At 60.0% G+C, this 25,860-nt stretch carries 30 protein-coding genes; 9 read left to right on the top strand and 21 right to left on the bottom strand.

Going from position 1 to position 25,860, the window contains the following annotated elements; genetic code table 11:
• Positions 1 to 999: a LacI family DNA-binding transcriptional regulator gene (locus GJ695_RS01495; protein ID WP_154361838.1), complete on the top strand. Its 999-nt coding sequence runs from the start codon at positions 1 to 3 to the stop codon at positions 997 to 999.
• On the opposite strand, the gene GJ695_RS01490 is transcribed toward GJ695_RS01495, so the two are convergent.
• The 7 genes from GJ695_RS01490 to GJ695_RS01460 form a co-directional block, all read right to left on the bottom strand.
• Entirely contained in the window at positions 989 to 1,774 is a 786-nt protein-coding gene (locus GJ695_RS01490) for a substrate-binding periplasmic protein (protein ID WP_154361837.1), read from the bottom strand. The genes GJ695_RS01495 and GJ695_RS01490 overlap by 11 nt on opposite strands.
• A gap of 11 nt (positions 1,775 to 1,785) precedes the next feature.
• Positions 1,786 to 2,712, bottom strand: coding sequence for a glycosylasparaginase (locus tag GJ695_RS01485; RefSeq protein ID WP_154361836.1), 927 nt, complete (start codon positions 2,710 to 2,712; stop codon positions 1,786 to 1,788).
• 13 nt (positions 2,713 to 2,725) lie between these two features.
• Positions 2,726 to 3,457 (bottom strand): amino acid ABC transporter ATP-binding protein, encoded by a 732-nt coding sequence (locus tag GJ695_RS01480; protein ID WP_154361835.1) that lies wholly within the window; start codon positions 3,455 to 3,457, stop codon positions 2,726 to 2,728.
• Between the two features lies 1 nt (position 3,458).
• Complete coding sequence (locus tag GJ695_RS01475; RefSeq protein WP_154361834.1) at positions 3,459 to 4,130, bottom strand: amino acid ABC transporter permease; 672 nt, start codon at positions 4,128 to 4,130, stop codon at positions 3,459 to 3,461.
• Complete coding sequence (locus GJ695_RS01470) at positions 4,130 to 4,789, bottom strand: amino acid ABC transporter permease (RefSeq protein WP_154361833.1); 660 nt, start codon at positions 4,787 to 4,789, stop codon at positions 4,130 to 4,132. The genes GJ695_RS01475 and GJ695_RS01470 overlap by 1 nt, the downstream gene beginning before the upstream one ends.
• Positions 4,790 to 4,864: 75 nt before the next feature.
• Positions 4,865 to 5,596, bottom strand: coding sequence for a copper homeostasis protein CutC (locus GJ695_RS01465; RefSeq protein WP_154361832.1), 732 nt, complete (start codon positions 5,594 to 5,596; stop codon positions 4,865 to 4,867).
• Positions 5,589 to 6,506, bottom strand: a complete 918-nt coding sequence (locus GJ695_RS01460) for an ROK family protein (RefSeq protein WP_154361831.1) — start codon at positions 6,504 to 6,506, stop codon at positions 5,589 to 5,591. Before GJ695_RS01460 ends, GJ695_RS01465 begins: the two co-directional genes overlap by 8 nt.
• Positions 6,507 to 6,644: 138 nt before the next feature.
• Between GJ695_RS01460 and GJ695_RS01455 the strand changes: the two genes are divergently transcribed.
• Both GJ695_RS01455 and GJ695_RS01450 read left to right on the top strand, forming a co-directional pair.
• On the top strand, positions 6,645 to 7,820 hold the full coding sequence (locus GJ695_RS01455) for a tyrosine-type recombinase/integrase (protein ID WP_166454987.1): 1,176 nt from the start codon (positions 6,645 to 6,647) through the stop codon (positions 7,818 to 7,820).
• Positions 7,821 to 8,534: 714 nt separating this feature from the next.
• The gene (locus GJ695_RS01450; RefSeq protein WP_154361829.1) at positions 8,535 to 9,116 is read left to right on the top strand and encodes a hypothetical protein; all 582 of its coding nucleotides are present in this window, start codon (positions 8,535 to 8,537) and stop codon (positions 9,114 to 9,116) included.
• Positions 9,117 to 9,144: 28 nt separating this feature from the next.
• On the opposite strand, the gene GJ695_RS01445 is transcribed toward GJ695_RS01450, so the two are convergent.
• The 11 genes from GJ695_RS01445 to GJ695_RS01395 form a co-directional block, all read right to left on the bottom strand.
• A complete protein-coding gene (locus GJ695_RS01445) occupies positions 9,145 to 10,398 on the bottom strand; it encodes a type II secretion system protein GspD (RefSeq protein WP_154361828.1) in 1,254 nt (417 codons plus the stop codon).
• Positions 10,395 to 11,543 carry a zonular occludens toxin domain-containing protein gene (locus GJ695_RS01440; protein WP_154361827.1) on the bottom strand — a complete coding sequence of 383 codons (1,149 nt, stop codon included), beginning with the start codon at positions 11,541 to 11,543 and terminating at the stop codon, positions 10,395 to 10,397. Before GJ695_RS01440 ends, GJ695_RS01445 begins: the two co-directional genes overlap by 4 nt.
• Complete coding sequence (locus tag GJ695_RS01435) at positions 11,518 to 11,697, bottom strand: hypothetical protein (protein ID WP_154361826.1); 180 nt, start codon at positions 11,695 to 11,697, stop codon at positions 11,518 to 11,520. The genes GJ695_RS01440 and GJ695_RS01435 overlap by 26 nt, the downstream gene beginning before the upstream one ends.
• Positions 11,694 to 12,023, bottom strand: coding sequence for a DUF5455 family protein (locus GJ695_RS01430; RefSeq protein ID WP_154361825.1), 330 nt, complete (start codon positions 12,021 to 12,023; stop codon positions 11,694 to 11,696). Before GJ695_RS01430 ends, GJ695_RS01435 begins: the two co-directional genes overlap by 4 nt.
• A gap of 11 nt (positions 12,024 to 12,034) precedes the next feature.
• The gene (locus GJ695_RS01425; RefSeq protein ID WP_154361824.1) at positions 12,035 to 12,313 is read right to left on the bottom strand and encodes a hypothetical protein; all 279 of its coding nucleotides are present in this window, start codon (positions 12,311 to 12,313) and stop codon (positions 12,035 to 12,037) included.
• On the bottom strand, positions 12,313 to 12,567 hold the full coding sequence (locus GJ695_RS01420; RefSeq protein WP_154361823.1) for a hypothetical protein: 255 nt from the start codon (positions 12,565 to 12,567) through the stop codon (positions 12,313 to 12,315). The genes GJ695_RS01425 and GJ695_RS01420 overlap by 1 nt, the downstream gene beginning before the upstream one ends.
• A gap of 692 nt (positions 12,568 to 13,259) precedes the next feature.
• On the bottom strand, positions 13,260 to 13,478 hold the full coding sequence (locus GJ695_RS01415; RefSeq protein ID WP_154361822.1) for a major coat protein: 219 nt from the start codon (positions 13,476 to 13,478) through the stop codon (positions 13,260 to 13,262).
• 565 nt (positions 13,479 to 14,043) lie between these two features.
• Entirely contained in the window at positions 14,044 to 14,352 is a 309-nt protein-coding gene (locus GJ695_RS01410; protein ID WP_154361821.1) for a hypothetical protein, read from the bottom strand.
• Between the two features lie 4 nt (positions 14,353 to 14,356).
• Positions 14,357 to 15,250, bottom strand: a complete 894-nt coding sequence (locus GJ695_RS01405; RefSeq protein WP_166454986.1) for a replication initiation factor domain-containing protein — start codon at positions 15,248 to 15,250, stop codon at positions 14,357 to 14,359.
• Between the two features lie 253 nt (positions 15,251 to 15,503).
• Complete coding sequence (locus tag GJ695_RS01400) at positions 15,504 to 15,647, bottom strand: hypothetical protein (protein WP_154361819.1); 144 nt, start codon at positions 15,645 to 15,647, stop codon at positions 15,504 to 15,506.
• Positions 15,644 to 15,862 (bottom strand): hypothetical protein, encoded by a 219-nt coding sequence (locus GJ695_RS01395; RefSeq protein ID WP_154361818.1) that lies wholly within the window; start codon positions 15,860 to 15,862, stop codon positions 15,644 to 15,646. The genes GJ695_RS01400 and GJ695_RS01395 overlap by 4 nt, the downstream gene beginning before the upstream one ends.
• Between GJ695_RS01395 and GJ695_RS01390 the strand changes: the two genes are divergently transcribed.
• The 5 genes from GJ695_RS01390 to mqo all read left to right on the top strand — a co-directional run bounded on the left by GJ695_RS01390 (position 15,861) and on the right by mqo (position 20,945).
• A complete protein-coding gene (locus GJ695_RS01390; protein WP_154361817.1) occupies positions 15,861 to 16,052 on the top strand; it encodes a hypothetical protein in 192 nt (63 codons plus the stop codon). The two genes, GJ695_RS01395 and GJ695_RS01390, sit on opposite strands and share 2 nt — an antisense overlap.
• 126 nt (positions 16,053 to 16,178) lie before the next feature.
• Positions 16,179 to 16,574, top strand: a complete 396-nt coding sequence (locus GJ695_RS01385) for a Cro/Cl family transcriptional regulator (protein WP_154361816.1) — start codon at positions 16,179 to 16,181, stop codon at positions 16,572 to 16,574.
• A 142-nt stretch (positions 16,575 to 16,716) separates the two neighbouring features.
• On the top strand, positions 16,717 to 18,375 hold the full coding sequence (locus tag GJ695_RS01380) for a hypothetical protein (protein WP_154361815.1): 1,659 nt from the start codon (positions 16,717 to 16,719) through the stop codon (positions 18,373 to 18,375).
• Positions 18,376 to 18,657: 282 nt separating this feature from the next.
• Positions 18,658 to 19,095 (top strand): MarR family winged helix-turn-helix transcriptional regulator, encoded by a 438-nt coding sequence (locus GJ695_RS01375; RefSeq protein WP_154361814.1) that lies wholly within the window; start codon positions 18,658 to 18,660, stop codon positions 19,093 to 19,095.
• Positions 19,096 to 19,232: 137 nt separating this feature from the next.
• Positions 19,233 to 20,945 carry a malate dehydrogenase (quinone) gene (mqo, locus tag GJ695_RS01370; protein ID WP_154361813.1) on the top strand — a complete coding sequence of 571 codons (1,713 nt, stop codon included), beginning with the start codon at positions 19,233 to 19,235 and terminating at the stop codon, positions 20,943 to 20,945.
• Positions 20,946 to 20,962: 17 nt separating this feature from the next.
• On the opposite strand, the gene GJ695_RS01365 is transcribed toward mqo, so the two are convergent.
• The 3 genes from GJ695_RS01365 to GJ695_RS01355 all read right to left on the bottom strand — a co-directional run bounded on the left by GJ695_RS01365 (position 20,963) and on the right by GJ695_RS01355 (position 24,678).
• A complete protein-coding gene (locus GJ695_RS01365; protein ID WP_154361812.1) occupies positions 20,963 to 21,796 on the bottom strand; it encodes an HpcH/HpaI aldolase/citrate lyase family protein in 834 nt (277 codons plus the stop codon).
• Positions 21,793 to 23,382, bottom strand: a complete 1,590-nt coding sequence (locus GJ695_RS30435; protein ID WP_154361811.1) for a methyl-accepting chemotaxis protein — start codon at positions 23,380 to 23,382, stop codon at positions 21,793 to 21,795. Before GJ695_RS30435 ends, GJ695_RS01365 begins: the two co-directional genes overlap by 4 nt.
• 189 nt (positions 23,383 to 23,571) lie before the next feature.
• Positions 23,572 to 24,678: an S-(hydroxymethyl)glutathione dehydrogenase/class III alcohol dehydrogenase gene (locus tag GJ695_RS01355; protein ID WP_154361810.1), complete on the bottom strand. Its 1,107-nt coding sequence runs from the start codon at positions 24,676 to 24,678 to the stop codon at positions 23,572 to 23,574.
• A 139-nt stretch (positions 24,679 to 24,817) separates the two neighbouring features.
• Between GJ695_RS01355 and GJ695_RS01350 the strand changes: the two genes are divergently transcribed.
• Positions 24,818 to 25,828, top strand: coding sequence for a GlxA family transcriptional regulator (locus GJ695_RS01350; protein WP_154361809.1), 1,011 nt, complete (start codon positions 24,818 to 24,820; stop codon positions 25,826 to 25,828).
• Positions 25,829 to 25,860: the final 32 nt, after the last annotated feature.

The raw sequence follows: 25,860 nt of genomic DNA, 5'->3' as shown, positions 1-25,860 counted from the left end.
ATGAACGACGCCTTGAAACCCGCTCCGGAACCAACGCTGTCTGATGTTGCCGCGCTGGCGGGCGTGTCGCGGGCGATCGCGTCGCGGGCCTTGTCGGCGCAGCCGCGGCCCGTATCCGCCGACAAGCGCGAACGCGTGCTGCGCGCGGCCGAGACGCTCGGCTTCCGGCCCAACTCGCTGGCGCGCGGACTGGCCAACAAGACCGTCAACCTGGTCGCCATCCTGGTCAACCACATCCACGACCTGTCGGACCTCGACCTGTTCGACCTGCTGCTGGCGGAGATCCAGGCCATCGGCAAGCAGGTCATTTTCATCCGTGTCGGCGCCGGCCAGCACGCCGAATCCTTCCTGCGCGACGGCGTGGCCTATCACGTCGACGCGGCGCTGGTGTTTTCCGATTTCGCCGATGCCGCCACGGTGCGCCGCATGTTCCGCAACAATGCGGTGCTGATGCTGAACGGCCATCACGATGCGGGCGTGCCGTCGGTGACGATGGATGAAGATCAGGGCATCGGCGAATGCGTGGCCGATGCGGCGGGCAAGGGCGTGCGCAGCGCGCTGCTGCTGACCGGGCGCACCATGTCGCTGGTGGAGCAGGCGCGCATCGCTTCCTACCGCGCGGCGCTGGCGCGGCACGGCGTCACGCTGCTGGGGGAATTGGCGGGGGATTATTCCTACGCCAGCGGCCGCGCGCTGGCGCAGCAGATCGATGTCGACGCCACCGGCGCGGTGTTCTGCACCTCCGATGCGATGGCGATGGGGGTGCTCGACGCGCATCGCCAGCATTTTCCGCGGCATGTGCCGACGCGCTTCCGGTTGTACGGCTTCGACAACATCTCGCTGACGCAGTTCGACGCCTATCCGATTTCATCCATCGGTTCGGACAGGCGCGAATACGTGGCGCAGATTGTCCGCATCTTGAGCCAGCCGGCGGACCTGGCGCAGAACGGCGGCCAGGTGCTGGTCGCCACCCGTTTCGTTCCCCGCCTTACGGGGTAAGCGTCGGCGGCACGGCTTTGCCGCCCCACCATTTCTTGTAGTTGGCCGCGTAGGCGCCGGACTTGATGTAGTCCGATACGAAGCCGTTCACAAACGTCAGCAGCGCCGGATCGCCCTTGGCCATGGCGATGCCGATGGGCGTGTTGCCGTACATCGTAGGCAGGGTCTCCAGCTGCTCGTTCTTGCTGGCCAGGTAGTCCAGCAGCGACGAATCCTCGATGCCGGCGTCGGCGCGCTTTTGCTGCAGCAGCAGGACGCCGTCCGGCGCAAAATTGTCGGTGTAGATGAAGATCGCCTGCGGCGCCGACTGGCGCAGGAAGGTGTCCGCCGTGGTGCCGCGGCCAACCACGACGCGCTTGCCGTTCAGGTCAGCCAGCGTCTTGATATGCACGCTCTTCTGCGCGATCACGCGCAGGCCGGCCAGGTTGTAGGGAATCGAGAAGTCCACCACGCGCGCGCGTTGCGGCGTGATCGAGACGTTGGCCACCACCAGATCGAGCTGCTTCGACATCAGCATCGAGATGCGGGCATCGCTGGAGACGTCGGAAAAGCGCACCGGCACGCCGAGCTTCGCCGCCAGCTGCCGCGCCACATCGACGTCATAGCCGACCGGCTCATTGCTGGCGTTGCGAAAGCCAACCGGCTCACCGCCCAGCGAAACGCCGATGCGCACATAGCCGCGCGCCTTGATTTCCTCGATGCGGCCGGCCAGCGCCGACGTTGCCGCCAGCATCAATGCCACGACGGCGGCGGTGCGTTTGAAACGATGCTGCATGCTGAACCCTTTCAAAGTTTGACGGCGGCGGCGATGCGCAATTCCGGCGCGGCCATGCGTTCGTCCCAGTACCAGTAACGTATCTCTTCGTCGCAGCGGTAGTTGACCACCTGATGGTTGCCCTTGGCGTCGATGGCGTGGATCACCACGCCGGCCAGGAAGCCGGTCTTCAATTCCGACAGTTCTTCCACCGCGAGCTGGATCGCATCCTCCAGTGTATAGCCAAGCCGCATCGCCAGCACGATGCTGCGCGACGTCCCGCAGCGCATGGTCATCTCGCCGGTGTGGGTGCAGGCGGCCGCGCCGTAGCGGCTGTCCGCGTAGAAGCCGGCGCCGGGAATCGGCGAATCTCCAAGACGGCCCGGATACTTCCAGGCCCAGCCCGAGGTCGAGGTGACCACGCCGATGTTGTCGCCGGTGTCCCGGCCCAGGAACACCGTGGTGTCGCGCACGCGTTCGGGATCGGTGATGGTGTTGCTGAGCGGCGCCAGCGCGATATCGGGGAAGGCCGCCTGCTGCGCCGGCGACATCTCCTGCTGCAGCCGCTCCCACCAGACCCGCTTGCTGTCCGGGTGCAGCACGTCGTCCACGGCGAAACCGCGCTCGGTGGCGAAGCGGCGCGCACCGGCGCCGGTCAGCATGACGTGCGGCAGGTGCTTCATCACTTCGTGCGCCAGTGCGGAGACGGGCAGGGTGGCCGGCACCGCGCCGACCGCGCCGACGTCGCGCGAGGTGCCGTCCATGACGCCGGCGTCGAACTCCATCTCGCCCAGCATGTTCGGCCAGCCGCCGTAGCCGACGCTGCGCACCTTGGCCTCGCGTTCGACCTTGGCGATGCCGCTGACCATGGCGTCGATACTGGCGCCGCCCTGTTTCAGCAGGTCGACCGTGGTTTCAAAGCCGGGCCATGCCTCGGCGTTCGCAAGCAGCATTTTCATGAGAGGTCTTTCATTACTTCGTCATCTTCGAGAGGAATTGGGCGATGCGCGGCTGCGCCAGGCCGCCGTCGGCGGCGAAAAACTGCGCGGTCGGCAAATCGGCCAGCAGACGGCCCTGGTCGAGAAACACCACACGGTTGGAAATCTGGCGGGCGAATGCGATTTCGTGCGTCACGAACAGCATGGTGGTGCCGCTTGCCGCCAGCCTGGCCAGAATATCCAGCACTTCGGACGTCATTTCAGGATCGAGCGCGCTGGTGACTTCGTCCAGCAGCAGGTAGCGCGGCTTCATCGCCAGTGCGCGACAGATGCCGACGCGCTGGCGCTGGCCACCTGACAGCTGGGCGGGATAGGCGTCCGCCCGGTCTGCCAGGCCCACTGAGGCCAGCAATTCACGCGCCTCGTCTTCGGCCTGGCGGCGCGGCGCGTTCAGCACCTCGACGGGCGCCAGTGTCACGTTTTGCAGCGCCGTCAGGTGCGGATACAGATTAAACAGCTGGAACACGGTGCCGGAACAGCGGCGCGCCAGTTGCAGCTGCTTCGGATCGTCGACGCGATGCCCGTCGACGGAAATCGTGCCGCCGTCGAGCTTTTCCAGGCCGTTGATGCAGCGGATCAGCGTCGATTTGCCGGAGCCGCTGGCGCCAAGGATGGACACCACTTCGCCCGGCGCGATGCGCAGGTTGACGCCATCGAGCACCGTGTTGGCGCCGAAGCGTTTGACCACGCCTTCGATATCTATCATGCTACAAACCTTTCCATTGACTATGCGCGCGCAAGCGCGTCTCGGCGCGGGCGCAGACCCTGGCGATCAGCCGGGCCATCAGGTAATACAGCACGCCGATCACGGTCCAGACGATGAAGGGCTTGAGCGTGCGCAGGTTCAGGATCGCGCCAACCTTGGTCAGGTCGACCACGCCGATCACGGAAATGAGCGAGGTCACCTGCAACTGGTTGACCAGCAGCCCGGCCAGCGGCCCGAGGCCGAAAGCCGCCGCCTGCGGCGCGACGATGCGGCGCAGCGTTTGCCAGCGGCTCAAGCCAAACACGCGCGCCGTTTCCAGTTGGTCGCGGCCGACCGACTCGATGGCCGACACCGCAATCACATAAATGAAGGCCGCTGTATTGCCGGACAGTGTGATCAGCGCCGCCTGTACCGGCGTCAGATCTGTCTCCAACAGTACCGGCAAGCCGAAAAACACCAGGAACAACTGTACCAGTACAGGGGAATTCTTCAGCAGCTCGGCCAGCGCCGCGGCCAATGGCGCCAGCAGCGGCGTGCGGTAGTAGCGCAGCAGCGCCCAGGCCAGCCCGATCAGCAGGCCGATGGCGGTGGTGGCGGCGAACAGGGCGACGGAAACGCCCAGCCCTTGCAGCAGCAGAAGCAGGTCATGCGGCGTGAAATCGGTATAGCGCATCAGCCGTGATCCCGGTTCAAACGACGGTGCAGGGCGCCGGCCGACAGCGACACCAGCCAGGTCATCACGGCATACAGCAGCAGGAGCAGGACATACACTTCGAACGGCTGGAAGGTGTCGGCGGCAACGATCTTGGCGCTGCCGGTCAATTCATTGAGCGTGATCGCCGACAGGATGGACGACGTCAGGATCAGGTTGACGAACACCGATCCCAGCGGCCGCACGGAACTGCGCAACGCCATCGGCAGCACGATGTGGCGATAGATGGCGAACCGCGACAGGCCGCTGACCTGGGCCGCCTCCAGCACACCCGGTTCCACTGCCAGGATGCCGGAACGGATCACGTCGGATGTGAAGGCGCCGCCGGCCAGCGACAAGGCCAGCACGCCGGTGCCGAAGGCGCTTAACTCCACGCCGATTTCAGGCAGTCCGTAAAACAGGAAGAACAGCTGGACGATGAAAGGGACGTTGCGGAAGATGTCGACATAGATTTCCGCCACACGGCGGGCCAGCGGCGACGCGGCGGTGCGCATCAGCGCCGCCACGATGCCCAGCACCAGGCCGCCGGCCAGGGCCAGCGCGCAGGCGAGGGCGGTCAGCCGCGCACCGGCTGCCAGGTCGCCGAAATACGGTGCAAGGGTGGTCGGATCGAACGTCAAACAGGCTGCTCCCGCGAAAAGTGAAACCGGTTTCACTGCTATTTCAAACGAGTGTCACACAAACGGCGGTGAATTTCAAGACAGCAGCGCGGCTTTCACGGCGGCCACTTTGTCGCGGCTGGTCCGGCGGCGGCCGCCGGCATCGAAACCGAAGGCCAGCACCTGCGGCGATGCCGGCGTCACCGGCTCCGAGCAGGACGCGTGGACATCGGTCAGCGGCAGCCGCGCGCGCAACAAGTGAACATTGTCGGCGTTGATGCCGGCGCCGGGCATGATGGCGATGCGTCCGGCGCCAGCGCCAAAGCAGCGCCGCAAGCCGGCCAGCCCCTCGGGCGCGCCCTTGGCGCCGCCGGAAGTCAGGATGCGTTCGAAACCAAGGTCCACGGCTTGGGCGGTGGCCTGCGCCAGATCCGGGCACAAATCGACGGCCCGGTGCAGCGTGCAGCGCAGCCCGTGGCCGCCGGCGCGGCGCACCAGTCGTTCCAGCGTGCGTTGATCCAGCTGGCCGTCCGGCAGCGAGGCGCCAAGCACCACGCCTTGCAGGCCGGCGGCGGCAACGGCGTCGATTTCATGCAGCATCAACTGCGTTTCCGCCTCGTCAAAACAGAAGTCGCCGCCGCGCGGACGTATCATGGCCACCACGGGCGCCGGGCTGGCCGTGGCCAGACGCAGCAGACCGGACGTCGGCGTCAGGCCGCCGATTTCCAGCGCGCTACACAGTTCGATGCGGTCGGCGCCGCCGGCCAGCGCAGCGGCCAGTCCATCGGCGCTGTCGACGCAAACTTCCAGCGTGATCGTTTCAGCCATGCCTGTTTTCCAATTTTTGCAGGCCCAGCCACGCCGCGCCGATCAGACCCGGCTCGGCGCCGGACTGGCCGGGCACGATGATGGGCGCGTCCGTCTTGCGCAAGATGGACTCGCGCACCGCCTGGTCAAGCCGCGCGATCAGCGCCGCGCTGTTGGCCAGGCCGCCGCCGACCGGCAGGATGGACGCCCCCAGCGTGTTGACCAGCATGGCCAGCGGCCCGCTCAACAGATCGATAAAGCAGGAGATGGTCTGCGCGGCATCCGCATCGCCCGCTTGCCAGGCCGCGATGATGGCCCGGCTATCCAGCGCCGTCTGATGCAACGTCAGATGCAGCCGCTCCAGGCCACGCGCGCCGCCGACCGTATCCAGGCAACCGGTCTGGCCGCAGCCGCAGCGGAAGCGGGGGATGGCTTGTGGCGGCGTGCCGGCAAACTGCGCGGCCACAGGTCCGTGGCCCCATTCGCCAGCAAAGCCGCCAGGTCCGCCGATCAGCCGGCCGCCAATGACCAGGCCGCCGCCAACGCCGGTGCCCAGGATCAGGCCGAACACATTGGCATGACCGCGCGCCGCACCGGCCTGGGCCTCGGCGAGGGCGAAGCTGTCAGCGTCGTTGATGATCCAGACGGGGAGGCCGAAGACCTCAGCCAGATCGGCGGCCAGCACACGGCCATCGATGCAGGGGATGTTGGCGCACTTGATGCGGCCATCGGCCGGATCGATCACGCCGGCGATCGAGATGGCGACGCCGCGCGCAGGGCCGCCGGCAACGATCAGCGCCTGCATGGCGGCGGTGAAGGCGGCGAAGTCATGGGCGGGTGTCGGCACGCGTTGGAGGTCGCCGATCTGGCCGTCGGCCGTGGCGACGGCACATTTGATGGCGCTGCCACCGATATCGAAACAGGTAATCATGGCGCAAATCATAAGGGCAAAAGCGACGAAATGCCAATTTGATTAACTCGACATTACTACCTATATTGTCGATTAAAATAACTGTATGAAATACTGTATAATCGACCAGCTATCCATACAGTATTTTTGCCCGCACCAATGCCAGAAAAGAAATTCGACGTCATCAATCTGGACCCATTTCCCGCCCACAGCGGCGGCGCGGCCGAACGCCGGCAGCGCGATGCAGACGCCCTGCGCACCATTGCCGAAGACGCCATCACCGACGCCCGCACCGATAGTGAAATTGCAAGGGAGTTCATCAGCCACGGCGAATTGGGCGAAAAATCGATCGCCAACACCCAAAAAGAGCTGTTCCGGTTCTTGACCTGGTGCCGGGAAGAGGCGGGCAAAACCCTGCGCCAGCTGACCGTGGCGGACCTCAACGGCTACAAGGAATTCCTCAAGGCGCCGCCGCAGGACTGGATTTCGACCACCAAATGGCCGCGCAGCGACCCGCGTTATCGGCCGTTCAGCGGGCCGTTGTCGGACGCCAGCCGGCGCCAGGCCATGATCGCCGTCAAAGGCCTGTTCGCATACGCCACCCAGACCGGTTATCTGCGGCGCGATCCGGCGGCGCTGGTCAAGCACGTCAAAACCGCCAGCGCCAGCCGCATCACGCGCTACCTGACGCCGGACGCGCTGGAACTGGCGCTCACCGTGGTCGCCACGCGCGAGGCCTTGACGCCGGCGTCCATCCGCCGGCGCGAACGCGATCGCTTCCTGTTGACGACCTACATCCACACCGGCGCGCGGCTGAGCGAAATCGTCGGCGCCAACATGGGCGCTTTCTACACCGAAGGCAACGGCCGCTGGTGGCTGGACGTGCTCGGCAAAGGCAACAAGCCGCGTCGTTTGCCGGTGCCGCCGGAAATGCTGGCCGCATTCCGCCAATACCGCGCCGCATTCGATTTGCTGCCGCACACCGCGCGCAGCGACGACACGCCGCTGGTCTTGTCGAGCCGTGGCGAATCCCTGGTGCGCATCACGGACGAAGCCGCATCCGACGCGCTGAAAGCCATCTTTGCCGCCGCAGCGGTGGCCGCGGATCGATTGGGCGACGCCGACATGGCCGCGACATTCCGGCAGGCGTCCGCGCACTGGCTGCGCCACAGCATGCTGACCAACCACGCCAACAACGGCGTCCAGCTCAAAACGCTGCAGGAGACCGCCGGCCACGCCAGCATCGCCACCACGGCAGCGTATCTTCACAAGACGGACAACGAACGGCATGACGAGATTCTTGCGTCTGCCAGCCTCGGCAAGGAATTTCCGTAATTTCGCATAATTTACGTTATGTCAAATTGCCGTCGTCGTCGGCACGCCCTACGTCGGGCAATATCGGCATGGTTTGAACGGGTGTTTGGTACGGCTGCACTGCCCGCGACAGCAAGCTAGCAAGTCCAGTATTTCACGCTTTGACACGCCTGCCATGCGCAGGCGTTTTTTTTGGATGGCCACAATTCGATACTCTTTGCGCGCCCTTGCCTGACCCCATTTCGCAGCCCGGGCGTTGCGGATGTGCCAGTAGTGATTACGGATGAACCGGACTATCGCGCCAAGCTCGGAGTCGCTTAGCCGGTCAAAGGGAAAAAGCTCCAATTGCATTTCAGCAATATAGCAATTTGTGCTGGACAGTGCCAACTTACGAACGGCAGTCTTCAGGATGGTGCCTGTGGCCGACGTGCACCAGCTGGGCCTTCACACAGCCAACGGACTGCCCGCTAAAACTTCGGAACCTTGTCGCTCCTCGCTCCGCCACGCACAGGCCCCAGCTGGTGCGACTTCAAAAGCCACAGCCGATTCCTGGAACCCCCGAAGATTTTGCCCTTCGGGCCGCTTGTGCTCAGCAAGGATATTTGCGTTACGCGTAACACTATTGCCGATCGGTCTGCGATCGCAAAATACAATTACCGTTACGCATAACGAGTATCAGATTACCGTAACGCGTAACGTATAATACTAATTATCGTAACGCATAACGGAAACGACATGAAACAGCCAGCCGACACCCTCACCATAGAACTGCCCTTGCCAGGTGCAAAACGAAAACCTGGTCGCCCAGCCACCGGAAGCGCTATGACGAACGCAGAGCGCCAAAAGGCATTCAGGGACCGCCAGCGTGCAAACGGCGCGCCAAGGGCCGCTAGAACAGCTCACGAAGCCAAGTTTGAAATGGACTACACCAGGCCGACATGGGAGGAAATGGAGAAGGTGCAAGATGCCTTGGTAGAGATGCAGAACAAGCTCGAGGCAGCCAACAAGACGATCAGCCACCTAGAAAAGGAAAACGCGCTGATGATCCAAGAACGAGCCAACGCGTTCAAAGCGGCAGACCAGGCCAAAGCAGATCTGGAGCGCGTGAAGCACGCTACCACCAACAACGGCAAGCTGGCCAGCGAAGTACTGAGACTGGAAAACGTGCTGCACCAGGTGAACGCCGACAACAGGCGGCTAGAAGTCGACGCAGAGAACTTGGAAAAGAAAGTATATGAGTACCAAGCTCTGATAGACGACCTACAAGCGAAGCTGAATAAACGTAACGCGTCACGAAAATCACCCAAAGCAGATTAACGTAACGCGTAACAAGAAACACAAAGCGTCATTCAGTCTTAACGACCTTAGCGCTCAATACCAGCACGAGATCAGTACGCGAACTGGACGAGGACTTAGCTGCCCAGGAAGGCAAAAACGAGAACGCGGAGGAGTTATTCGACGCGGTATTGTCGTTCAACCCACCAATCAACAGCACCTCACCATCCGGCACCGTGACCTTGGTCTTGACCTGGCGCTTGATCAGCGTAGGCGAATTGGTAACGCCGGTCGACGTGGCTTTAAAATTACTGATCTGGCCGTCTACAACCAGCTGAATGCGACCACTGCCAAGTACCTTCGGCAACACGTCCACGATGACACCAGACGGCCTATAAACGATGTTCTGGACGGTGTTACCGGAATTATCCTTGCCGGTGCTGGAAATGGTGGGCGTCTCGTCACCGACCGTCAGCACGAGCTTTTCATACTCGTCACCAACCACCCTACTATTCGAAACCTGCTTAAATCGGCCATCCGTCTTAAGGGCATCCACGACCAGCTCAAACCGCGAACCCTTCAAACTGATCGCAGAACCAGAACTGACGGCACCAAGAGACACACCCAGCTTCGCGCCGAGAACAGTAGCCAGGACCGAAATACCACGCCCGTCCGACTCGTTGCCAGTCACCTCGATCCAGGAGGCCGAGACATCGACCAGCCGCGGAATGGAATCGACCGAGTCCAGCACCTTGCGCATCTTGTCGACATCGTCCTGGCTGCCAGTAAGCAGCAGATCAGCACCGGCAGCCACGGCCGCACGTGGCCCAAATGACGCGCCAACCAAAGCGACCAGAAAATCGCTCGGACGATTCTTAGGCGTGTACAGCTCGGAAACATCGTCTTTCTGGCGTCGCCCTACCATCGCATCCAGGGCCCCAGCGTGATCCGAACCATCGGCAGAGACAGCAGAAGGGACCAGCACAGGCTTTGCCGCCGCGACGATGCCCTCAGTATCGCCAACAGCCTTCACAAGCGGCACGAGGTAGTACACGCCGTCACGTACATCCACGCCGACGCCCTGCTGCTTCAAAATGCCCTGGACGAAGTCCAGCGTCTTACCCTCATCGATGCCAGCGACGCTCAACGTTATCTTGCGATCCATCGCCAGCACTTCAGGCGACACAACGTAGTCCACGTGCAGCAAGTTCTTGAACACGGACTGACTAAACGACACCAGCGGCACCGCGTTGAAATTGAACGACACGGGAGCGCCAAACGCCATCAAAGGTGCCAACAACACCACGATCAAAAGCCGCTTCATAACACCCCCTTGACCCACTCGCCTGGCGATACCTCAGCCTCCCAAGCACCACCACCAAGCATCACCATATTCACTGGCTCGACTACGCGTCCATCAGACAACGTCACAAGAAAATGCCGGTTCGGCAGCCGAACATACCCGACACCTTTCACCTTATCGGACACAACACGTTCGACCTTAGCAGCACCAGCCACCACAACCGGAGGCGCAAACACCCGAACGGCGAAGCCGCCCAACACGACACCAAGCAGCATCGAGAACATGAGAAATTTGGTCATATGCTTATGAGGAGGTTTAGGTGGAGGCGTGCGCCCCCGAAGAAGATCTACACCAGCTGGGCCAGCAAGACGGGGACCGACGAAAGAAGGATCTACGCCAACGCGAGCAGACAAATGCCAGGACGACAGCAGACAATGCGTGCCGTGAGGATATGACTCTGAAAACACCTGCGTCGTGTTGTAAGCGTCATTGAGGTCATCGCCCCTAAACACCCACCGGTCAGCTACCAGGCCGTCAGGCTGCGACCCAAGCCGAACCACCCCGATATGCACGCGAGGGAGGTTACCTTCAGTGGCACCAGCTGTAAGCGCCTTCAGCAAGCCGCTGACGACCGGCACCTTCATGCGGTCAAGCCGGTTTAGTCGGACAACATACTCAAGCAAGCTATCACGAAGCTGCTTATCTACCTGCGCGATATTCTGCATGATGAAGAAAATATCCCAGCCATACTTACGGCCATGAATCGCCCACTCCAGCAGCTCAGCACGCCCCTTGTCCTGAAAGTTGCGAGTGTTCAGCCAAGACCCGCACTCATCCAAAACCAACGCGCCATTATGAGATTCATCGAACCCGGCCAACAACTTCGGCGTAGGAGCCAAAGCCTCCAGGCCATTTTTACCAGACGTGATGATCGGCTCAAAATCCACAAACCTGTTACCGCTGCCGATCATGTACAAGTCAACAGAAGAAGGCTTATCAGGAATGCGGGTGACAACGGACTTATTCGTATCAGCCATCAGATGTTCAAGGAACACATCGCAGTTTGTAGCAACGCGCTTACCGGCACGAAGATAGCGCCGGATCTGGTCAATACCGGCCTTCCCCTTACCGCTGCCGAGCTTACCTGTTATCGCGTACACCGCCATGCTCGGCCTCCTCCAGCTTTTTCTGTTTAACGCGCTTGTAAGCCTGCGACAACACGTCATCAGGAAGGTCAGCAACAACGTGCTTAACGACAAACCACACGATGGCAAAAAACACCGCGATCAGGACCAGATGGTCAACGAGAAATCGCATCATATAGTCCTCGACCACAGCTGCATGATTGTGAACTTCCACTTGTACAACTCGCACAACGACCACATAGCAATGTAACCCGTAATGCACTGCTGCGTAGCAGGTGAAATCACCATCGCCAGCCCAGCGGCAAACATCGGGTGGACGGAACCCAAGCCGGCGATAGCCGAGCTCATAGCCACACGCACAGCCGCATACAAGGCCAGCAGCAGCGCACTGATAACGGCGACAATCGCAATGGTCACAGCGGTCTTCTGCGTGAGATATTTCGCCAGCCAGGCCACCAAGCTGGTGATGATGGTGACGATCAAATTTCCAAGTAAAGGCATAAACCCTCCTATCAGCTTTTAGACGTGGTACGCGCAATCAGCGAGATGACGGCGAATACAAAGGCGAACCCAAAAAACGCGGTGAACAGCGGCCGTAACGTATCGAGGTAAGTGCACACCGGCACAACGAAAGTGCGAGCTATGAAGGGAAACTCCACGACAGGGTCACTGCAAGAACCAGCAGGCAAATCAATGCCGCTGAACGGAATCGAAGTGTCTTTCCCATCGTTGGCCTTGCCATCATCAAGGCCCTTTTGACGATCAGTGCCGATCCCGTCGACCAGCTTCATCAATTCATCAAACAAGCCAGACCCAGTGGGCGTACCGGTTTCATCGATCTTGCATGCAGGCTGCCCAGGTGCACCGCAATTCTGCTGCGTATCACCCGTACCACCTCCACCTGTTCCGTCACCCCCAGTACCATCGCCGCCAGTACCGCCCCCACCTGTTCCACCACCGCCTGTACCGCCACCACCGGTGCCACCGCCGCCTGTCCCGCCAGAACCGTCGCCACCAGTTCCGCCGCCACCTGTGCCAGTACCATCACCTCCTGTACCACCGCCACCCGAGCCACCAGTGCCGGAATACGCAGGAGCGTCAGAAGGCGGCGGATTATCAGCACCACCGATGGCTCCCGTCTCTTTGAAATAAATCGTGCACTCCTTCAATCGAGCGCCGTTAGCGGGCTCATGGATAAAGCAGCCACCCTGCTCGGAAAATGCGACGACACAACCCTTGATAGTCGCAGTAATCGAACCAGCATCGCGAATTTTCTGAAGTACTAGGTCGGGATTGTCTGGACTAACGTAAGACAATGGAATGAAGTCAACAGAACCAGCGTCGGTCCCCGCTTTGCAAGAGCCAAGAGAATGCACATACGACGTAAAAGGCCCGTTGTGAGCGTTTAACGTAAACTCAGCAGGCGCACTCGGATCCGCAGCCTTCACAGCTTCATCAAGTCCTAAGCACTCAGGTGTAGGAGTTTGAGCTGGACCCAACCACTTGATAATAGTGGCACACGAAGCCGGAGCGAACTCAGGAAGAGTACCGATGCGACGCACTTCAACCGACAGAGAACGAGCGGCATTAACACTAAGTGACACAAGTGACAGAACCAACGACAAGCAAAGCCAGACAAACACACGATTAGCCATTGAACCACCTGCAAGCCGCCACATGCGGCAACAATAAAAAAGGGGCGCACTAGTCGCCCCTACAACCGGACACTGCCAGGGCTTAACCAGCGCGGGAGAAGGCCTTCTTCATGAAGGAGATGCCCCAGAAGCCACCGGCAACAACGACGGCCACGGCAGCGGCAGCGGTAATGTACGAGGTGGCGCGAGCGGTCAGGCCGTTGATAGCGTCCAGACCAGGATCGGCATCAGCAGCCATCGCAACACCGCTCAGAATCAGCGCACCAACAGCAACCAGACCACGTTGAATATTTTTGTTCATAACAAACTCCAAAAAGTTAGGCCTACTTAGGAGAGCTGTGCGGCCAGCGCAGCTCAACACAACGAAATTAATCTAACGTCTCGACAGCACGCCGAGCAATGCGAACCAACGATCCGCCGCCGTAGCCAACACCGAACGCAGTGAAGCACAGCGCAATAATCTGCAAGTAGGTAAAAGAGCTCATTTGCCCCCCAAGAAGCGACGCAAGATATACCGCACTAAATACATGCCGCACACGAACAGGACGGCCAGAAACACGACAGGCCACAATGCACTGAACAGATGGCTCACCGCTGGCCTCCTGCGATCCAACCGAGCGCGAAGCACAGCACAAGCAAAGCTCCAATGAAAATATCTGCGCTGACGTTCACGGCCGTACTACCTCCTGAAGAACTGCCGCCACTACTGACGACAATAGGCTGGTCCGACAAGTAGACATCCCTGTAGGTAATGATTCCCTGTGTACCATCAGGTGCAGAACAACGAACATTGGTACTCCCGACATACAGACCACCACCACTGCCAGGAACACACACTAGAACCCTCGTAAGCACCTGGGCCACAATTAGGCCTTCGCAGCAGCCTTGATTGCTTGCATAGGACGCACAGCCAGGACGACCTGTTCCATGCCCTTGGAGCCGCTCACCACATCGATGTCCAGTTCAGCAATGAACGGGAAAGTCGTATGCTTGATCGACTCAACCACCGACGAGTCTTTGCACTTCATCGCTTCGGTGCACATCCCGAACGCGTTATCGCTTTCCTTCAACACCATTTCGACAAACAGTTTGCCGCTGTCGATCTTCTTGCCGTCATCCATCTGACCTTTGAACATTTTTGCGCCGCGAACGGTCGCTTCAGCTTTTACCAACATGAGACTACTCCTCAGAATGGGCAGGATCGTGCGCCCGGTTCACGCCGTCGGCCACAACGGATTTTTCTAAACGGGCAGGTACACCAGGTACTCTCAGCAGCTCGTAAAGGGCCTTGTAATCCATCTTCAGCTCGTGCGCGAGCTGGTATAAAGTCTTGCCATAGGAAGCGGTCAGATAATGCGTCAGGCGCTTCAGCACAATGGTCCGCTCCTCGCTGACGATGTCGCGCTGTTCGGTCTTGATCTTGGTCTTGATCGTGTCCACCAGCGTCTCCAGGGCAATGAAGCCACCAGCGAAGTACGTTGTCGGATCGAGTACGATGTCATGAGGAATAACACGGTCACGATTGCCGAAGCGAATCTCTACACGCAGCCATTCGCTGGTGGAGTCTCCCAACTGCTTGCCCTTCTCATAGATGCAAAGCTCTTTACCGTTGGCCTTCTTCCCGAGGTACATCGTCCGACCATTGGCGTGCAAATCACCGCTGTGACCGCCCTCCATGTAACGCCGAGTCGGAATGCGACCACCGCAGTTGAACTCCCCTGCCCTGTACAGATCGTCGAACTGATCGAGCGTGAAGCCCTCCATGAGATCGAGCGCGGTGTCAGCACGGGTGATACGCGCATCGAGATCCTGCATGGTGGCGTAGACGGCCTGCCAGTCACTCACCAACGAACAGCCCTTGCCGGACAGGTCCACCATCATCGTGTTGCCGGTACTGGTCCCGCCCATGCCGACGATGGCCACGCGAATCAGTTGCGCATCCTTCCAGACCATCACGTCATAGGTTTGCTTGTAGCCGTACAGCCCCTTCTCAGCAGGGATGAAATTCACCGGCAGCGGAAACCAGAGCGCGAAGTACCGCTTGAGCTGCTCCATCGTATCGAGCGCGGACATCGAAGGCAGGAAGGTAAAACGGAGCCAGTCGATGATCGCCAGCCGCTGACTGTGGTCACTTTCCCCCCGTATTACAGTACGGGGGGAGCCTGCGGCACTACCCGCGCGCGCGGCTGCGCCGCACGCACGTGCAGCACCTCCGGCCCTCATTTATCACCTCGGTTCTGGATCGCCCAAACCAGCGACAAAAACACAACGCAGCAAGTACGAACCACGTCACACACCGAACCAATACGCTCAAGCTGTTCAGCACTCACACGACACCCCGCAAGCGCAGTTGTTCTTCAGCCCAGGCAATCTGACGATTGACGTAGTGGATGCCCAGCTGGGCCACCTTGGAGGCGACGAGTACCATGTACTCTTCCAGCTGCAAATCGGTCATGTTCGGAGTGGTCATGCTCCGGCCCTCACCAGGGCGGAGCGGTAGACGGTCGAGGAATCGCTGGAGTTCAAGCGCTTCACATCGGCGGCATTTTCGGAAGCCGGCGCCGGCACCGAGCTGAAGGAATACCAATCCTGGGAGCCAACGGCACGCGCCTCAATGACGTACAGGTCGGCGTCAGCCGCCCCTGTGGCATACTGCGACTGATCTTTTCCAACGGGCAATTTCATGGATATTTTCTTCATCAAGGCGCACATGCTGGCTGCGATGGACATGCTGATGACCAACATGCTGATAGATTTTTTGGTAACACTATTTATTGCTGTGTTAGCGTTCAACGCGGGCCGCAAATACGAGCGAAGCAAACGCATCGAAGCCGAGCACGAAAACGACTGGGAACCCAAAGAACCAACACTGTGACAATTCGAGAGAATTGGCTGTTGACCAACACTGGGTAAACCAATAGGATTCGTCATAGCTTTACACCTGAAAACTTTACAGGCGTAAAGTACTTTACGGATGTAAAGATTGTCAAGGAGCCAGAACATGAAAAGCGTGAAATATTTAGAAGCTGTGCGCGAAAAATACGGTCTGAAGACCAACGCAGCACTGGCACTGAAGCTCGGCAAGAGCGAACCTGCGGTGCACCAGTACCTGAAAGGTGGGCGCGTCATGGACAACGAAACCTGCTTGGCCGTGTCGATGGCGCTGGAATTCGACGAGCATCAAACGATGCAAGTGATCATGGCTGCGGACATTGACCGCGCTGAGAAAGCCGGTCAGGAATCGCTATGGACGGTTTTTTCGAAACGGATGGCCGCGACGGCGGCTAGCGCCCTGCTGGTGGCCGGTGTCAGTTTATTTTTGACACCTGAAAATGCGGAAGCCCGTACCTACAGTCCTACTTCGACGGTAGCGTCACAAGCAATTTACGTTATGTAAAATTGAATTTGGCATCATCCTCTTTTTTACACGCCCGTTTTCATCCTGTGCCACTGCAAACCGGTGCATCTGCCCTGTTATTATCATTGCCGCACAATGCAACATGCAACGCATCGTCCAAAACGCACCTCGGCCAACACACATGAATGCAACCGAAAAAAATATACTGCAAGTTTTTGAAGGCGCATTCGACGCCGCGATACAGAACTTGAAAATCAAGTCGCTCCCAGTGAAGATTCCATTTCTCCATTTGTGTGGATTACTCAATGCAGCGTGTAGTAAGGTTGACGCCGCCCCGCACGGGAACGTTGGGCCTTCTTTGGTTTCGCGCTTTTCCTATCTGTTGAAGACCTTTTCCAACTGCCCATCTGACGATACTACAAATGATCAGGTCGACATCGGCGAGGATCACCAGATGATGATGCACGAAATAAAACTGCTATTAGACTACGCGCATTTTTGCGAAATTGCTCCCTTTGCTTGGCGAGGCTTTTATAGCATTCAAAAGGATAACGATTCAATCACGTTGCTGTGGAAAACGGTGACCATTCAGCAGGCGGAGCAAAAAGACATCATCATCAGTCGCCTGGCGCTGCCGATCACAATCGACATTCAGCATCCCTATTGCGCGTTTTATGACCAGTGCGTAGCCACTGGACAAGAACCTTCACTCGATGTCGTAAGGCAGATGACGTATAAATGTGCGGAGTCGTTCGTCCGTTTAGCGCTGGAGTGTTCGCCATTGTCCGATGCCGCAATGTTGCTTGCACTGGGTGTCAGCACCGAGCAATTCCGGCGTTTTCGCGCTTTTTGGCACGGCTTCGCGTCGGTTCATATTGGCATGTCCAACGCCATTAGGCGGCATCTTGAAAAATTTCCAGAGAGGGAGGACCAGATGCAGATCAACCCTTATGATTGGGTCGCGCCTTATCTTGAAGAGGATGCCTTGGCACGCTCCGTGATGGAGTACGCGGACCTCAATACTGATCAGTACGGCGCCCTGATGGACGTGTATGCCATTTCACCGCCCAACATCGACAATGGTGGCGAAGGATTTTTCCCACCCATTTGCCGTGTCGGCACGCGACTGCTGGTCAACCCGTGGGCTTTGCGTGGAATGATGTCGTCTCGGAACATTCTGTACGCAGTACTGAACACCGATCAACGAAAATTCGACGAGCACGTTTCGCCTTTGCTGGAACCGCAACTGACGGAGATGGCAGTCCGGATATTTAACCATTTAACCGACGTGCAAGTTGTTCAAAATTATTCTTGGGGAAAAGGCGAGTTCGACTTATTGGTCTACCGGCAGTCAGAGAACTGTATTTTACACGTCCAGATCAAGGCCGCCATTGCGCCGGATGGCGCCCGCATGACAACGCGCGTTGAAGTGCGTGTCAAAGAAGGACTCAAGCAACTGCAAAACTTCAGGAAACTCGACAAGGAACAGCAGAACAGTATCTTGGCCGCCGCATTGGGGCATTTTGTCGAGGATGTTCAAGTGGTGGACGTCGTGCTTTGCTGGGCCGGATTTGGCACGGACAACATCTGGCCGTCATTGTCCGCCGTAGCACCGCTCAACCTCGCCCTCCTCGCCCATCTGGTGCAAGAAAATTCGACACGGGCGCTACGAACATTCGCTTCCGACAGCCACGCGCTGATAGACCGTATCGTCACCGAGGCCAAACCACAATGGGGACAGGTGACGCTACAGCTTGGCTCCGAAACCATCAGTTTCCCAAACATGGATTGCGACTGGGGCAGTCTGGTCAAGTACCAGTTGGCGGTACACAGCATGTAACAAGATGGACTTCAACTGGATGACACGCCCGCAGGCTTGTTGTAGATTACTTTACAGTTCGTGATCACTCTTTCTGGGAAGTGCCGAATAAATCAGATGCTGCAATCCCCTCCCCCTTCCAAATTTCCGTTGAAATGACGGGCGCAAGTGAGATTGATTGATCCATCATCGTCATTATTGCCAACCTTGACTAGGGAAAACACGTAGGGGAAAACACTTGTGAACTATTGCCTAGGTAAATATAATTCAGACTGATCATCGCATCGAGTGTCGCTTGAACTTATGCAAACAGTTGAAGAATTGCAAAATGGGCAGTTTGGCTTTCTGATCAGCCAGGCCCGCAATGCGGTCTTCGCCGCGCTCGATAAAGAAATGCTCCCGTTGGGCCTGACAGCGTCGCAGTTTGTCGTGGTCGTCGGTGCGATGCGTGACCGGGCACGAACGGTCAATGAATTTTGCCAGCTGGCCGGGATCGAACCCGGTCCGATGTCGCGCTTGCTGGACCGGATGGAGCTCAAAGGCATCGTCCGCAGGGAGCGCGACAGCGACGACCGGCGCCAGGTCAATATTACCCTGACCGAAAAAGGCGCCGCGCTTTACCCACAGATCAACGCCGCGATCCACAAGGTCTACGGCCAGTTGCTGAAGGGGTTCAGCGAACCGGAGGCGCTGGCCTTCAAAAGTGCGCTGGAAAAAATTCTGCTCAACGCGAGACAGTAGTCTGCAAGAACACGGCATACAACCAGCGCTATGCCGCTTGCAGCAAAGTAAATTCTCGAATTCACCCGTTTGCGCCCGCGCTACCGTTTGCTTGACGGCGGCCGCCGCATGCAATCTTTACTAGAGGGGTCTCTCCCATGAGCGAAGCACATAACAACAATACAGCAGCGCCTGCCAGCGGCACGCGTTTCTCCCGTCGCAAATTCATTGGGGCCGCTGTCGGCGCCGCCGCCGTCTGGGGCGGTTACTCGGTGTTCTTCGGCGGCCAGTTCCGCGCCGACAAGGCAGACCGCTCGGTCGACGTGCTGCTGATCGGCGGCGGCATCATGAGCGCCACGCTCGGCGTCTATCTGACCGAGCTGGAACCAGGCTGGACCTTCGAAGTGTTCGAGCGCCTCGACAAGGTGGCGGAAGAAAGCTCCAACGGCTGGAACAACGCCGGCACCGGCCACTCCGCGCTGTGCGAATTGAACTACACGCCGATGGACGACAAGGGCGTCGTGCACATCACCCAAGCCATCGGCATCAACGAGAATTTCCAGATTTCGCGCCAGTTCTGGTCGCACCAGGTGCGCAAGGGCGTGCTGGGCAATCCGCGCGAATTCATCAACTCGACGCCGCACATGAATCTGGTGTTCGGTCCGGAGAACCGCGAGTTCATCCGCAAGCGCGTCGCCGCCCTGAAGGCCTCGCCGCTGTTCGCCGGCATGGAAATGACCACCGATCCGGCCAAGATCAAGGAATGGGTGCCGATCATGATGGAAGGCCGCAAGCCGGACGAAATGGTCACCGCCACCCGTTCGCCGCTCGGCACCGACGTCAACCTGGGTTCGATCACCCGCCAGTTCTACCAGCATCTGAGCCAGAAGAGCAAGATTTCGACCGGCCATGAAGTGCGCTCGATCACCCGCAACAACGATGGCTCGTGGCGCGTCTCGGCCTTCGACATCAAGGACAAATCCAAGGTCCAGACCATCGATGCGCGCCACATCTTCATCGGCGCAGGCGGCGCCGCCCTGCCGCTGCTGCAGTTGTCGGGCATTCCTGAAGCGAAGCAATACGGCGGCTTCCCGGTCGGCGGCGAATTCCTGGTGACCGACAATCCGGCCATCACCTCGCGCCACCTGGCCAAGGTCTACGGCCTGGCCGATACCGGTTCGCCGCCGATGTCGGTGCCGCACCTGGATACCCGCGTGCTGGATGGTAAAACCGTGCTGCTGTTCGGACCGTTCGCCACCTGGTCGACCAAGTTCCTCAAGAACGGCTCGTATTTCGATATCGCCAAGGCCACCACGCCGTCCAATATCATTCCGCAGTTGCAGGTCGGCGCCCACGAGTTCGCACTGGTCAAATATCTGGCGCAGCAGCTGGAACTGTCGCGCGAAGACAAGATGGCGGCGCTGCGCCACTACATGCCTGAAGCCAAGGACGAAGATTGGCGCCTGTGGCAAGCGGGCCAGCGCGTGCAGATCATCAAGAACATGCCTGACAAAGGCGGCGTCCTGAAGCTGGGCACCGAAGTCGTGGTGTCCGAAGACCGCTCGGTGTCGGCATTGCTGGGCGCCTCGCCAGGTGGCTCGACTTCGCCGGCGATCATGCTGTCGCTGCTGGAGAAAGTCTTCCCGGATCGGATGAAGACCGATGCGTGGCAGGCGAAAATCCACGAGATCGTGCCATCGTACGGCAAAAAGCTGAACGAGAACCCGCAGTTGCTGGCGACCACCTGGGCCGCCACCGCTGAAACGCTGCAGCTGACGATCGCCTCGCCAAGCCTGGACAGCTTCGTCCCGGGCCTGACGCCTGTCGAGCAGCCTGGCCAGGTGAAAAAAGTGCCGGATATCGCGCTGTAAGACGCGACGGTCAAACGCTACATCGGCCCGCGACGCCGGGAGTCCTCGATGATGCGTTTGGCCGTCAGCACCATCGGCCGGTCAATCAGCCGGCCATCGAGCGCCACTGCGCCGCCGCGCGATGCTTCCGCGGCGGCCAGGATGCGGTTCGCCCATTTCAGCTCGTCGGCGGACGGCACGAAGGTGCGGTTGACGATCGGCACCTGGTTCGGGTGGATGCACAACTTGCCGCCGAAACCCAGGCGCTTGGTGTACGCCGCGTCGTCCGCGATTTTCTCCAGGTCGTCGATCTCGGTGGTGACGCCGTCCACCGGACTCAGTATGCCGGCGATCTTGGAGGCGAGCACGACCTGCGAACGGAAGAACAGCAGCTCATCGCGATCCCCATCAATTCCCATGTCGTGCTTGAAGTCGATCGCGCCGAACAACAGGCGCTGTACGCGCGGCGCCCGTGCCAGGTCGTTGACGCGCGAGAACCCCAGCGCCGTCTCGACCAGCGGATAGACGGGAGCGCCCGCCGACGCGCTGGCGATATCATCGACCCGCTCGGCCTTCGGCAGCACCAGGCCGGCGACGTCGGGCCGGCGGCAGGCCCGCAGGTCCTCGCCAAAACACCCGGAGTTGACACAGTTCACCTTGACCAGGATCGGCACGGCGCTTTCGCGCGCCTCGGCGCTGTCCAGCCAGTTGGTCAGGCTGTTGCGGCCTTCGGACTTGTCCTGGGCGCCGACCGAGTCTTCCAGGTCGATGATGACGGCATTGGCGCCAGACTGGATAGCTTTGGAAAAACGCTCCGGCCGGTTGGCGGGAACAAACAGGTAGGAATGTACAAAGGGCGACGCTGTGGTCATGACACGCTCCTGAGGGTTAAGGCTTGAGTTATTCTACTCCCTTCGCTCAAACGGAAGACGCCAACAGCTTCCGACAGGCAAGTTGCCTGCTCGCGCATGCTTTGCGCCGCTGCCGCCGCCTGCTCGACCAGCGCCGCGTTTTGCTGGGTGACGTCGTCCATCTGGATAATCGCTTCGTTGATCTGGGCGATGCCGTGGTTTTGCTCCGCGCTGGCATGGCCGATATCGCCGAGGATGCTTGCCACGCGCTGCACGCTCTCGACCACCTCGTCCATCGTACTGCCGGCTTGGGCCACAAGTTGAGCGCCGTTCGCCACCTGTTCCACGGAGTTGCCAATCAATTCCTTGATTTCCCTGGCTGCGGCCGCCGAACGCTGGGCCAGATTGCGGACCTCGGAGGCCACCACGGCGAAGCCGCGCCCCTGTTCGCCGGCCCGCGCCGCTTCGACGGCGGCGTTCAGCGCCAGAATATTGGTCTGAAACGCAATGCCGTCGATCACGCCGATAATGTCGACGATCTTGCGCGATGCGGCGTTGATGCCGCCCATCGTGTCCACCACCTGGCCGACCACCCTCTTCCCCTTGACGGCCACCTCGGCCGCATTCTGCGCCAGCTGGATGCTGTGCTGGGCGTTGTGCGAGTTTTGCTGCACCGTGCTGGTCAGCTCTTCCATCGACGAGGCGGTTTCTTCCAGCGCGCTGGCCTGGCGCTCGGTGCGCGCCGACAGGTCGAGATTGCCGGTGGCGATTTGCACCGAGGCCGTCACCATGGTGTCGGTGCCGCTGCGCACCTGGCTGACGATTCTGGTCAGGCTGTCGGTCATCTCCTGCAGCGCGCGCATCAACTGCCCGGTTTCATTGGCCGACCTGACTTCGATACGGGCCGACAAATCGCCTTCGGCGACGCGGCGCGCCATGCCGACCGCTTCCGTCAGCGGCACGGTGATGCTGCGGCTGGCGCGCCAGGCGATCAGCAGCGTCAGGATAACGGTCAGCGCGGCGATGCCCAGCATGACGCCGCGTGCCTGGCCAAAGCTTTCGCGCGTGAGATGCGCCTCGGCGTTCATGCGCTCCAGTTGCAGGTTGGTCATTTGATTCAGCAGTTCGACGTAGCGCTTTTCGGAGGCGGCGATATCGCCGGCCAGCAGTGCCCGTGCCTGTTCCGGCTGCTGTTCAGCCAGCAGTTTGAGCAGCGCCCGCTGATTTTCCAGGTCGCGTCCGCGCGCCGTCATAATGGAGGTGAAAAGTTCCCGCGCCTGCGGCACGTTGATGACCTTGTCGAATTTGTCGAGCAGATCCTTGTTGGCGGCACGCAACGCGTTCATCGCCGCCGTTTCGCTCTGCACCGCGGCCGGTCCAGTGGCGATCGCCGCATTGCGCATATGCTTGTGGATGACGGCAACATTGTATTTGACCGTCGTGGCCAGCTCGATCTTGTAGTAGCGGTCATCGATCATGTTGCGCATGCGCTGCTCGGCCATCGCCATGCGTTCCAGCGCGACCGCCACAACCAGCAGCAACAGCACCACCACCAGCCCAAACGCCAGACCGAGCCTGGCGCCAATTTTCAGGTTTGCGAAGTTCATGAAGTTCCCTTTGACGACGTGGCGGAGGAGAACGGAGGTGAAACTGGTGGAATGCTTGATGGAAAATATACTGGAGTTTCGGCTAAAAATCGACCAAGACTCATGTCTCTTGAAAATTTGCCCTGGCTATTGTAGGGATTTCAACAAAACCTGCGCCGGCCGCGTTGCACGGCCGGCGCAGTTCACTGATTAATACAGTACAACCGAGCGGATCGACTCGCCGCTCTTCATCAGGTCGAAACCTTCGTTGATGCGTTCTAGCGGCAGGCGGTGGGTGATCAGGTCGTCGATGTTCAGCTTGCCTTCCATGTACCAGTCGACGATCTTCGGCACGTCCGTACGGCCGCGCGCGCCGCCGAAGGCCGAGCCTTTCCATTCGCGGCCGGTCACCAGCTGGAACGGACGGGTGGAGATTTCCTGGCCGGCCGCCGCCACGCCGATGATGAACGACTGGCCCCAGCCTTTGTGCGTGCATTCCAGCGCCTGGCGCATCAGCGTGGTGTTGCCAACGCATTCAAAGCTGTAGTCGGCGCCGCCGTCGGTCAGCTGGACGATCTGGTCGACCACGTTTTCGACCTGGTTCGGATTGATGAAGTGGGTCATGCCAAACTTGCGCGCCATGTCTTCGCGCGCCGGGTTGATATCGACGCCGATGATCTTGTCCGCGCCCACCATTTTCGCCGCCTGGATCACGTTCAGGCCGATGCCGCCCAGACCGAACACCACCACATTGGCGCCCGCCTCGACCTTGGCCGAGAACAGCACCGCGCCAACGCCGGTGGTAACGCCGCAACCGATGTAGCACACCTTGTCGAACGGCGCATCTTCGCGGATCTTGGCCAGCGCGATCTCCGGCACCACGATGTAATTCGAGAAGGTGGACGTGCCCATGTAGTGGAACAGCGGTTTGCCGTCCAGCGAGAAGCGGCTGGTGGCGTCCGGCATCAGACCGCGGCCCTGGGTCGAACGGATCGCCTGGCACAGGTTGGTCTTGCGCGACAGGCAGAATTTGCACTGGCGGCATTCCGGCGTGTACAGCGGAATGACGTGGTCGTCCTTCTTCAGCGTGGTGACGCCCGGTCCCACGTCCACCACCACGCCGGCGCCCTCGTGGCCCAGGATGGCCGGGAACAGGCCTTCCGGATCGGCGCCGGACAGGGTGTAGTAATCGGTATGGCAGATGCCGGTGGCTTTCAGCTCCACCAGCACTTCGCCGGCGCGCGGGCCTTGCAGGTCGACTTCTTCGATGGTCAGTGGCGCTCCGGCGCGCCATGCAACGGCTGCTTTGGTTTTCATGAATCTACTCTCATATGGTTGGAAATCTGGCGGGAGGATTGTGCCGGCCGCCACGCCGCAAGAACAGGCAGGCGCATGAAAATGGCAGGAATTGGTGCAATAATGACCGGATTTTCCATGCAGCCTCCAGCAACAACTTATGAATGACTCCCCAACGAAGCTGGCGATCACGGTCGATATCGTGGTCTATCCCGGCTTTAAGGCGATGGAAGCGATCGGCCCCATGTCCGTGTTCGAATACGCCAACCTGCATTTGCAGCGGCGCGGCAAGGGGCCGGGATACGATGTCCGCGTCGCCTCGCACCAGCCCGGCCCGGTGCGCTCCGATACGCTGATGTCGCTCGACGCCACCAAAACGCTCAGTCCGCTGGCCTTGCCGGACAACGCCATCATCGTCGGTTCCCGCCACATCCAGGAGGCGCTGGTGAACAGCGCCGCCATCACCGACTGGATCGCCGCCGTCGCACCGCGCATCCAGCGCCTGACGGCCTTGTGCTCGGGCGCCTTCTTCCTGGCCGCCGCCGGTGTGTTGAACGGCAAGCGCGCCACCACCCACTGGAGCGTGGCCGATCGGCTGAAGGCGGAATATCCGGCGATCGAAGTCGATGCCGACGCCATTTTCATCCGCTCCGACAATGTCTGGACCTCGGCCGGCGTCACGGCCGGCATCGACCTGGCGCTGGCGCTGGTGGAGGAAGACTACGGTCGCGACCTGGCGCTGGAAGTGGCGACCGAGATGGTGGTGTACCTGAAGCGTCCCGGCGGCCAGTCGCAGTTCAGCTCGCATTTGCTGAGCGAACGCACCACGCGGCCCAATATCCGCGCGCTGCAGAACTGGATACTCGATAACCTGCACGAACGCCTGTCGGTCTCGCAGCTGGCGCAGAAGGCCATGATGAGCGAGCGCCATTTCGCCCGCGTATTCCAGCAGGAAGTCGGCCTGAGCACGCAGGAATTCATCGAGATGTGCCGCTTCGAGCGCGCCACGCAGCTGCTGGCCGAACTGGCGCTGCCGCTGAAGACCGTCGCCGCCCGCGCCTGCTTCAGCGACGAGGCCCACATGCGTCGCGTGTTCATGAAAAAGCTTGGCATCACGCCCAAGGTCTACCGCGAGCGCTTCGCCACCACCGGCATCGATACGCTTTTATGAGCGCTAGCGTACAGTAGCGGGGCAAGGCAGGG

Source organism: Duganella alba (genome assembly GCF_009674495.1).
In the GTDB taxonomy this organism is placed as follows: domain Bacteria; phylum Pseudomonadota; class Gammaproteobacteria; order Burkholderiales; family Burkholderiaceae_D; genus Rugamonas; species Rugamonas alba.
The sequence above is the reverse complement of the archived record's forward strand: the minus strand, read 5'-3'. Positions and strand labels throughout refer to the sequence as shown.